This window comes from Clostridium lacusfryxellense, assembly GCF_018861735.1.
Lineage (GTDB): Bacteria > Bacillota > Clostridia > Clostridiales > Clostridiaceae > Clostridium_AD > Clostridium_AD lacusfryxellense.
This window is the reverse complement of the sequence record NZ_JAHLEB010000015.1, coordinates 88,623-98,861: the sequence shown is the minus strand read 5'-3', so window position 1 is coordinate 98,861 and position 10,239 is coordinate 88,623. Positions and strand designations below refer to the sequence as shown.

Annotated in this window: 6 protein-coding genes and 1 other annotated feature (1 of these 7 cut by a window edge); all 6 genes read right to left on the bottom strand. The window is 30.4% G+C overall.

The window, feature by feature from the left end; all coding sequences use genetic code 11:
* Positions 1-131: 131 nt before the first annotated feature.
* Positions 132-560, bottom strand: a complete 429-nt coding sequence (locus KPL55_RS11015; RefSeq protein WP_216306762.1) for a hypothetical protein — start codon at positions 558-560, stop codon at positions 132-134.
* A 690-nt stretch (positions 561-1,250) separates the two neighbouring features.
* A complete protein-coding gene (locus KPL55_RS11010) occupies positions 1,251-3,635 on the bottom strand; it encodes an ATP-dependent DNA helicase (protein ID WP_216306761.1) in 2,385 nt (794 codons plus the stop codon).
* Between the two features lie 69 nt (positions 3,636-3,704).
* Positions 3,705-5,633, bottom strand: coding sequence for an ABC-F family ATP-binding cassette domain-containing protein (locus KPL55_RS11005; RefSeq protein WP_216306760.1), 1,929 nt, complete (start codon positions 5,631-5,633; stop codon positions 3,705-3,707).
* A 173-nt stretch (positions 5,634-5,806) separates the two neighbouring features.
* On the bottom strand, positions 5,807-6,406 hold the full coding sequence (locus KPL55_RS11000) for a cell division protein ZapA (protein ID WP_216306759.1): 600 nt from the start codon (positions 6,404-6,406) through the stop codon (positions 5,807-5,809).
* A gap of 180 nt (positions 6,407-6,586) precedes the next feature.
* Positions 6,587-8,965: a phenylalanine--tRNA ligase subunit beta gene (gene pheT, locus KPL55_RS10995; protein ID WP_216306758.1), complete on the bottom strand. Its 2,379-nt coding sequence runs from the start codon at positions 8,963-8,965 to the stop codon at positions 6,587-6,589.
* A gap of 65 nt (positions 8,966-9,030) precedes the next feature.
* Positions 9,031-10,050 (bottom strand): phenylalanine--tRNA ligase subunit alpha, encoded by a 1,020-nt coding sequence (gene pheS / locus KPL55_RS10990; RefSeq protein ID WP_216306757.1) that lies wholly within the window; start codon positions 10,048-10,050, stop codon positions 9,031-9,033.
* Between the two features lie 75 nt (positions 10,051-10,125).
* Positions 10,126-10,239 (bottom strand) — a binding site (T-box leader) (it continues 101 nt past the right edge of the window).

The window sequence follows — 10,239 nt, the reverse complement described above, 5'->3', positions numbered from 1 at the left end:
TTAAATATAAAAGTAAAAAGCATGAGATACCCAAAAATATGGGTATCTCATGCTTTTTCTGTTCAAACCTAAAAACTTTACTGAAAAAAGAGTGCTTTTTTCAGTGGCCTCCCTTTAATGGATATCTTTTTTTATGTCTTTAACCTGAATTCACTAAAACACTTTGAGCATGTAACGATAATTTTACCTTTTTTTCTTGGTACCCTTAATTTTTGCTTACACTTTGGACAATTAGTTATTATATACTTTCTATTCTCTTTTAATTTCTCTATTGGATTATAATTTTTTATTTTATTATTAATTACCTTAACACTTTCTTTAAAATCTTGTCTAAAGTTTGTTATTTTAAGAAAAAACCTTCTTTCTATATTTTCAAATACAAATTTTTCAATGTTTCTACCACGCAAATTAGTTGACTTACTTCTCCAAATTGAATAGATAATAAGTGCTGTTCCTAAAATCCATGCGTACCTAGTTATAATCAAAAATATCCCTACTATTAAAGTTACTTTTGATAATCTATCCCAGCCATAAAGTTCTCTAGAAGACTTAACATACATTTATACTATCCCCCCATTATTCTCTGGCGTAGATAACAATTTCAGATTGTTACCTATATATATATTAATGAAATAAAATAAATATTGAAATCTACCTTACGCACCATTATTATTCTTATATATATTTTATCACTATAAGAGTCAAATTATTATTAATATAATGTAAATTAATTAACCTTTAAATTAGCCTTTATATTTTGTCGAATATATTTATCTATTTTAATCCTAAAATTAGTCTTATTAAACTTTTCAACTCCTGTTGACTAATTACCTAATTAATGTTATCATTAAAATAAGAAATAAGTCGAATTATAATAGCAGTACATACAAATGATAAAACTTATTTTGATATAAATTAACAAATTAAAATGCCCTTAAGTAACAAAATATAAAAAAAGGAAACTATTTATGTCTTATAGTTAGTTATGAATAATTATTGTTCATATATTAAGCTAACACCCTGTAAACATTATCGTATTCATGGATGTAAATATTTTATATAAATGTATTTGTAGCAGTTAATATAAATTTAGTTTCCTTTTCTTTATCCCCCCCCAATGGATTTTATAACTGATTTTTAGTTATTATATATAAAAAACCTTAAGCAATTGCTTAAGGTTTTTATTTTTTCACATAATATATAATTTTCAAAATTACTTTATTTCCAAAATTACTTAATTCCAAAATTACTTAATTCCAAAATTGATAGATCTCATTTTGGGCATCAGCGTTGTTGCTAGCAATATAAAAATCGTCCCATTCTTTTGGGAAAAGACGTTTATACCTTTGTTTAAGAAATCTATCGTCTATTAAAAGTACTATCCCTCTATCTTCTTCTGTTCTAATTACTCTCCCCGCAGCTTGTAATACCTTATTCATTCCAGGATACATATAAGAATATTCATAACCGTTATTACTTTTACCATCAAAGTATTCTTTAATTATTTCTCGTTCAAAGCAAATCATAGGATGGCCTACTCCTATTACAATAACACCAATTAAGGCATCTCCTTTTAAATCAATACCTTCAGAAAATATACCGCCTAGAACTCCAAACCCTAATACATTTGCGCCCGTGGAGCTATTAAAATTTTGCAAAAAAGATTCTCGTGAATCTTCTGCCATAAAATTAGTTTGAGTTTCAACTTTTACCTTTGGATACTTTTGCACAAAACTAGCACTCACATCATCCATATATTTATATGATGGAAAAAACACCATATAATTTCCTTTTTTAGCACTAATTACAGCATATATATACTCCACTATTTTAGAGTAACTATTTTCTCTATATCTAAATTTAGTAGAAATATCCTTGGCAATCAAAACTTTAAGCTTGCTTGGGTCAAAGGGAGACTTTAGAGTTAAATTATAATCTAATTTTTCTCCGCCCAAAATTTCTTTAAAATATACGAGTGGCAGTAATGTTGCAGAGAAATATATCACCGACTTACCTCTTTTGGATGCCTCTCTCAGGAGTTTAGATGGGTCCAAACAAAATATTTTTAATACTACATCATCCTGCGTAGTTTCAACATAGGTTATATATTTTTCATCATATAGTTCAGCCACCCTAATAAAACTCAGGGAATTAAAATATAGTTCTAATAAATTATCATAGATTTCAGATTTTTCATTTTTCGTAAGCCATACCTCTAATATTTTAGTAAGCCTTGTAAGAAGATTGTATATGTCAACTGGTTCAGAATTTTGTTTGTAATATCCATCCTCATTACACAAGTTTTTCATACTAACCATAAAAGCATTCAACTTATTAATAATCTTATACATTTGATTGTCGATAGCTTTTATATCTCTTTTCAATTGCAAAAGCGGTTTTTTATGGAGCACCGCTGAAAACATTTCTCTTGCTCTATCAACTAGGTTGTGAGCCTCATCAACCAAGATAGTATAGTCACCATTGTTATCAGTAAAGAATCTTTTAAGGTAAACCCTAGGGTCAAATACATAGTTATAATCGCATATAATACAATCAGACCACACCGTCAAATCCAGTGTAAATTCAAAAGGGCACACTCTATATTTATTTGAATAATTCTCAATTATTTCTCTGCTAAATGTATCTTCATTTTTAAGAATATCAAGTAATGCTTCATTAACCCTATCAAAATGTCCTTTCGCAAATTCGCATTGCTCTGGATTACAAGCACTACCTTTGCTAAAGCATACTTTATCTTTTGCTGTTATTGTAGTTGTCTTAAATTTAAGGCCATTCTTTTTCATTTTAACAAAGGCATCCTCTGCAACCTGCCTTGTTATAGTCTTAGCTGTTAAATAAAATATCTTTTGGGTATAACCCTCTCCCACGGCTTTAATTGCGGGAAACAACGTAGATATAGTTTTGCCTATTCCAGTTGGTGCCTGAACAAACATTTTTTTATTTTCTACTATGGTTTTGTATACAGAAACAGCTAGTTCCCTTTGTCCCTCTCTATAACTATCAAAAGGAAACTTCAATTCTTTTATAGCCTTATCTCTTTCCTGATTCCACTCATTTGTAATATTAGCCCAGATAAAATAGCTAGAAATAATCTCATCAAAAAATTCTTTAAGTCTTATCATTGAAAAAGCTTTAATGAATTGCTTTATTTTCTGCGTATCAATTTCATAATAAGTTAGTTGAACATTTACAAGATCAAGATTATTTTGGACACCATATATATATGCATAACACTTGGCTTGTGCCCAATGAAGACTATTATAATCTTCTTTAATAAGCTCCACGTCTCTAGTGACTGTTTTAATTTCATCTATGGTGACCTTATCATCTTTGATTAGCATACCTTTTTCTATTAGAATTCCATCAGCACGCCCCTCAACAACAATTTTAGTATCATTATATAATATTTCGAGTTTTAAACTTACCTCTGCCAAATATTCTTCTCCAAATATTATAGAATACTTTTCTCTATTTTCTTGCTGAATCTTTTGGTGTGCCTTAGTACCATCAACAGCTCTACTGCTGCCCATAAATCTCATATCTAAATCTCCAGCCCTTAGTACAAATTCTACTAAGTTACGCACAGATATTTTTATATCTCTATTTTTATCCACAGATTATACCTTCTTTTTTGAATAACTACCTTCTTTTTTGAATAACTACCTTCTTTTTTGAATAACTACTTACTTTTTCTGAGCCTCAATAGACTCATTTAACTCATTTAACTCTGCCCAACGTTTCATTAGACGTTCAGCTTCAGATCCGATATATTTTTGCTGCTTCATCAATTTTTCCAAATATTCAAAATCACTGCCTGCAGCATTAATCTTTTTATTAACTTCAACAAGTTCTGCTTCTTTTTGCTCAACTAAACCATCAATTTCATCAAATTCCTTCTGCTCTTTAAAAGTAAATTTCAAAAGTTTTTCTTGTTTAATTTCTTGGCTAATTTCTTTTATAATTTCTTTTCCGATAGCGCCATTCACTTCTTTATTATCTTCAAGTAAGTTTGGATTATTTTCTATATATTCTTGATATTCAGTATAATTCCCTACAAATTGAATTATCTTCTCATTTCCTTCAAAACTAAATATTTTGTCTGATACTCTATCTAAAAAATACCTATCATGAGATACACTTATAACCACACCATTAAACCCATCTAAATAATCTTCGAGCACAGCTAGAGTTTGAATATCGAAGTCATTAGTAGGCTCATCTAAAAATAGCACATTTGGAGCTTCCATAAGAATCCTTAATAAATACAATCTTCGTTTTTCTCCACCGGAAAGACTCGAAATAAAGGAGTGTTTTGTAGTGCCATCAAATAAAAATCTCTCAAGCATTTGAGACGCTGTAATCTGTTCTCCATCACCTGTAGTTATAAATTCGGCTCCTTCACGTATGTACTCTATAGCGCGTAGCTTTTCATTCATCTCACCATTTTCTTGATGAAAAAAACCAATCTTTAATGTTTCTCCACGTTCTATTGTACCTGAATCTGGACTTAATACTCCGCTTAAAATATTCATTAAAGTAGATTTCCCCATACCATTAGGACCTATAATACCTACTTTATCAGTCCTAGTAAACACATGACTAAAATCACTAATTAATTTCTTATCACCATAAGCTTTATAAATATGTTCTACATTCATTATTTTTTTACCAAGCCTAGTTGACGCCGAAGATAATTCTAACTTTTCATTTGTTATTTCAACTTTACCATCACGAAGCTCATCGAAACGGTCGATTCTAGCCTTTTGCTTAGTAGTTCTAGCTTTCGCCCCACGCCTTATCCAAGCTAGTTCCTTTTTAAATAAACTCTCTCTTTTTTTCTCCATTGAATCCATTAAAGCCATTCTTTCAACTTTCTTTTCCAAAAATACACTATAATTTCCCTGGTAGCTGTATAGATTGCCCTTATCAAGTTCAATAATTTTGTTTGTAATTCTATCTAAAAAATACCTATCATGTGTAATCATAAGTAGTGCACCTTTTCTATTGTTTAAAAATTTCTCTAACCAATCTATTATTGCATCATCCATATGATTTGTAGGTTCATCTAAAATTAATAAATCTGATGGAGTAATTAGTGCGCTACATAACGCAACTCTTTTTCTTTGTCCACCTGAAAGTTCACCTATGCGCTGCTTAAAATCAGTTATTCCGAGTTTTGTAAGTATAATTTTCGCATCATTTTGTACTTCCCACCCGTTGCATGCATCCATCCTAGTGTTAAGTCTCATTAAAGCATTTTGAACCTTTTCATCCTCTGGAGTTTCCTCCATATTCTCTAAGGCAACTTCATACTCTCTTATAACCTTCATTACATCAGTTTTACTTTTGAAAATTTGCTCAAGCACTGTAGCTTCCGGATCAAATTCAGGATTTTGAGATAAATATTCTATATTCATCATGCTGCCCTTTAAAATTCTTCCTTCATCAGGAACTTCAAAACCAGCTATTATTTTTAAAAATGTAGATTTTCCAGTACCATTAACTCCTATTAATCCAATTTTATCTCCATCACTTATTCCTAATGATGCTTTATTAATGAGTATTCTCTCACTATAACTTTTACTCACTTCTTCTATTGTTAACACATTCATTTATGTACCACCCTTTTTATTTAATAAAACCATACTATATATTATAACCAAAAAAATAGCCAAGTGATAGTGGAAATTTTTCGAAGGCAAATTTCTCACTATCACCTGACTATTCACTTTTCACAAAAAAATTACCGCTAAGTCACACTTTTACATATATTCTTAAATAAGAATTATTTTTTATGTGAAGATAAAAGCGGATTATTAATTTTCTTTTGTTTTGCTAAACTAATTTGATACTCTATTAGCTTATTTTGAGAATCAATTATTTTATACTTATACGATTGAAGTTTAAATTTTATTTCTTTGTTCTCCATTTCCATTTTTCTATTTTCTTCAATGCAATTTTTACTAGTCTCTTGCATAATATCTAGTTGTTGCTGCATATCTATATTTTCACGCTCTAAAGCTTTGACATACTCTGTTTTATCTGTTGTTTTACACTTATTAAGCAGTTCTTGATTATAATCTTCCAAATGAACTAATTGCTTTTTTAAACCTTCTAATTGTTCAGTTAATTCTTTATCATGTATTTCCAGAGACTTCTCTTTACTTGAAAACTCCGTATTAAGTAATTTACTTTTAAACATATCGTCACCTAAATTCAACGCAGTTAAAATTGCTGCTGATGAAGTGCTAAGTTTTTCATTATTTGACATAATATTCTTTATTTTTTTATCAACATAACTAGCAACCTTATGTAAATATTCTTCTCTTTCATCGCCTTTTAAATTATATTCAATACCATTTATCTTTATTGTTACAATGTTCATCTAAAACACCCTCTTAGACAGATTAGTTAAAACCATTGTACCACAATATAACTTTTAATAAAACCAATATTTTCAAATTATATATACATTTAGAACAATTTAAATATTAATATGTTTTAACTTTTATGTTATATATTGTTAAAAACTCCTTATTTAAAGGAATTTTTAACAATATTAGTTTTATCTAAGTAATGCACCTAATTTATGCTCTAGTGTTCTAAGTATTTTATCATGTACCTTATTTACCTCATCATCTGTTAATGTTTTGTCGTTTCTTCTATATACTATAGCGTAGGCTATACTTTTCTTTCCCTCGGCTATTTGTTTTCCTTTGTATACATCAAATAACTTAACACTTTCTAAAATATTACCTCCTTGAGATACTATTATATCTTCAATGTCCTTAACCAATATCTCCTCATCAACTATAAGTGCAATATCTCTTGTTACAGCTGGGAATTTTGGAAGAGGTTTATACTTTTTATTTAGTTCTGCATATTTATATAATATATCTAGGTTTAGTTCTGCTATATAACATCTTGGCTCAACCTCATAATTTTCCGAAACACTAGGATGAATTTCACCAACCGTGCCAGCAAATTCTCTTTTTACATATAAATTTGCGGTCTTCCCTGGATGATAAGTTGGATTTTCACTTTCTCTTTTAAATGATGTATTTTTCATTCCTAAAATGTCCAATACATTTTCAACTACACCTTTTAAATCTAAGTAATCAACGTTTCCATACATTCCTATAGTCAATATGTTTCTTTCCTCAGGAAGTTTATTCGTATCATCATTTGGAATATAAACTTTACCAATTTCAAATAATCTAGCTTCTTCATTACTTCTTGAGTAATTTCTCGATAAACATTCCATCATAGATGCAATGGTTGTAGTTCTCATTATACTAAAATCTTCTCCTAGAGGATTTCTTATAATAACTGCTTTCCTTAACTCACTATCCTGCGGAACTAAAATTTTATTAAATATTTTAGGACTTACAAACGAATAACTTATTGATTGATTAAGCGAACTTCCGATTAAAGATAAAACTACCTTATCCTCTAATTTTTGCTTTTCGCTTTTACCACTCTTTAAAGTTTCACATTTAGGCATAGTCGTTGGTATATTATCATAACCATACATTCTTGCTACTTCCTCTGCAATATCTTCTCTGATATTAATATCAGACCTGAATGTAGGTGCTTGTATTATTAAAAAATCACCTATTATGTCAGTATGCAGTTCTAACCTATCAAGATACATTTTCATATCACGTTTTGATATATCAGTTCCTAAAAATTCATTAATCCAATTTGCATCTACTTCTAAGCTATGTCCATTAACAACTCTAGGATATACATCTACGCACCCCTGCATTATTTCACCTGCACCTAATTCTTCTATTAGATGACACGCTCTATCTATTGCAATTTGCGCCATATTAGGATCTAAATCTTTTTCAAATTTTGATGAAGCATCAGTTCTTAAAGCTAATTTTTTAGAAGCCAGCCTTATATTAACTCCTTCAAAGTTTGCGCTCTCAAATATTACGCTTGTGGTATCTTCTTTAATTTCTGAATTTAAGCCACCCATTATACCTGCAATGCCTATAGTTCTATCTCCATCTTTTATGGTTAAAATAGTTTCATCTAAATTTCTTTCTTTCTCATCTAATGTAATAAATTTAGAATCATTTTGAGCCCTTTCAATGATTATATTATTAGTCGTAATTTGCCTAGCATCATAAGCGTGCATAGGTTGACCAATCTCCAGCATTACAAAGTTTGTAATATCAACTATGTTATTAATAGGCCTAAGTTCTGCCTCAATTAGTCTTTCTTGCATCCATTGTGGTGATGGCTCAATTTTTATATTTTTTATCCCTTTTAACATATATCTTCTGCAAAGCTCATCTTTAATATCAACTTTGTAGATATCTTCCACATTATCCATGTTAGTAGCTTTATAATCTAATGCTGGTTTTCTAAACTCTGTGCCTAAAGTTGCTGCTGTTTCTCTAGCAATTCCTAAAACACTTAGGCAATCTGCCCTGTTTGAAGTTATCTCAAAATCTATTAGAACGCTTTGAAGTTTTAATACTTCTTTTATATCCTTGCCAATAATAGTATCACTTGGAAGTATCATTAATCCATGAACTGCTTCATCTGTGGCAATTCCAAGTTCTTCCTCAGAGCAAAACATTCCATTTGAAGCTATCCCACGAAGTTTACCTTTTTTTATTTTTAATCCTCCATGAAGCGTTGAACCATGAAGTGCTACTGGTACAATATCCTGTTCTTTCATATTAGTAGCCGCTGTAACAATTTGAGTTGGTTTATCAAGCCCTATTTCTACCTGACATACAACTAATTTATCTGCATCTGGGTGCTGCGTTATTTCTATTATTTTTCCTGTGACAACATTTTGAATTTCAGCACCTGCTATAATAACCTCTTCTACATTTGAACCAGACATCGTTAGCCTATCTCCAAGTTCCTTTGGTGGAATATTTATATCAACATAATCTTCAAGCCATTTAACTGGAATTTTCATAATGTATCCTCCTAGTCTTTCTATAGTATTAATTATCTTCTCCGAAGCTGTAATTAACTTTTATATTAAAATTGTTTTAAAAACCTCATATCACTTTCATAAAGCGCTCGAATATCATCTATTCCATATTTAAGCATTGTAATTCTATCAAGTCCAAATCCAAAAGCAAATCCGCTATAAACTTCCGGATCTATTCCACAATTTCTTAAAACATCAGGATGAACCATACCACAGCCCAAAAGTTCTATCCAACCGCTTCCCTTGCACACGCTACAACCTTTTCCCTTACAAACAAAGCAAGTAGCATCCATCTCAGCTGACGGCTCAGTAAACGGAAAATGATGTGGCCTGAACTTAGTTTCCATTTCGTCTCCGAACATTTTTTGTGTAAATGCCGCTAATGTTCCCTTTAAATCTGAAAACGTAATTCCCTTATCAACAACTAATCCTTCTATTTGATAAAAGATTGGAGAATGAGTAGCATCCGCTGCATCTGATCTATAAACCTTTCCTGGAGAAATCATTTTTATAGGCGGTTTCTGAATTTCCATAGTTCTTATCTGTACTGGAGATGTTTGAGTTCTTAAAACTATACTATCATTTATATAAAATGTATCCTGCTCACCCCTTGCTGGATGATTTTTAGGTATGTTTAACGCCTCAAAATTATAATAATCTCGTTCTACCTCTGGGCCTTCCTCAATTGCAAATCCCATAGATAAAAATATATCATTAACTTTTTCAAGTGTTAAATCAAGAGGATGTCTTTTCCCAACTGTTTGTTTTATCCCCGGCATAGAAATATCTATGATTTCACTTTTTAATTCCATTTCCTTTTTATTGTTTTTAAGTATATCTGAAGCTTTTGTTATAAGTGATTCTATGTCGCTCCGAACCTCATTAGCTATTTTACCAACAATTGGTCTTTCCTCATTTGAAAGTTGTCCCATACCTCTTAATATTTGTGTTAGTTCTCCTTTTTTTCCTAAATACTTAACTCTAATATTTTCTAATTCTTCTTTAATGGTAGCTATTTTTAATTCTTCTAAAACTGTTGCTTTTATCATTTCTAACTTTTCTTTCATAGTGAATTCTCCTTCCATATTTACTTACTTAATAAATTTTATATTTTTTTTTAAAACAAAAAAAACCATCCCTAGTGAAGGGACGGAATAACCGCGTTACCACCCTAATTGACTAAAAAACAGTCCTCTTAGATAAATTTATCGATTCTACCCGCTAACAGTTACTTGGTTTCACTGTTAGAACTCCGG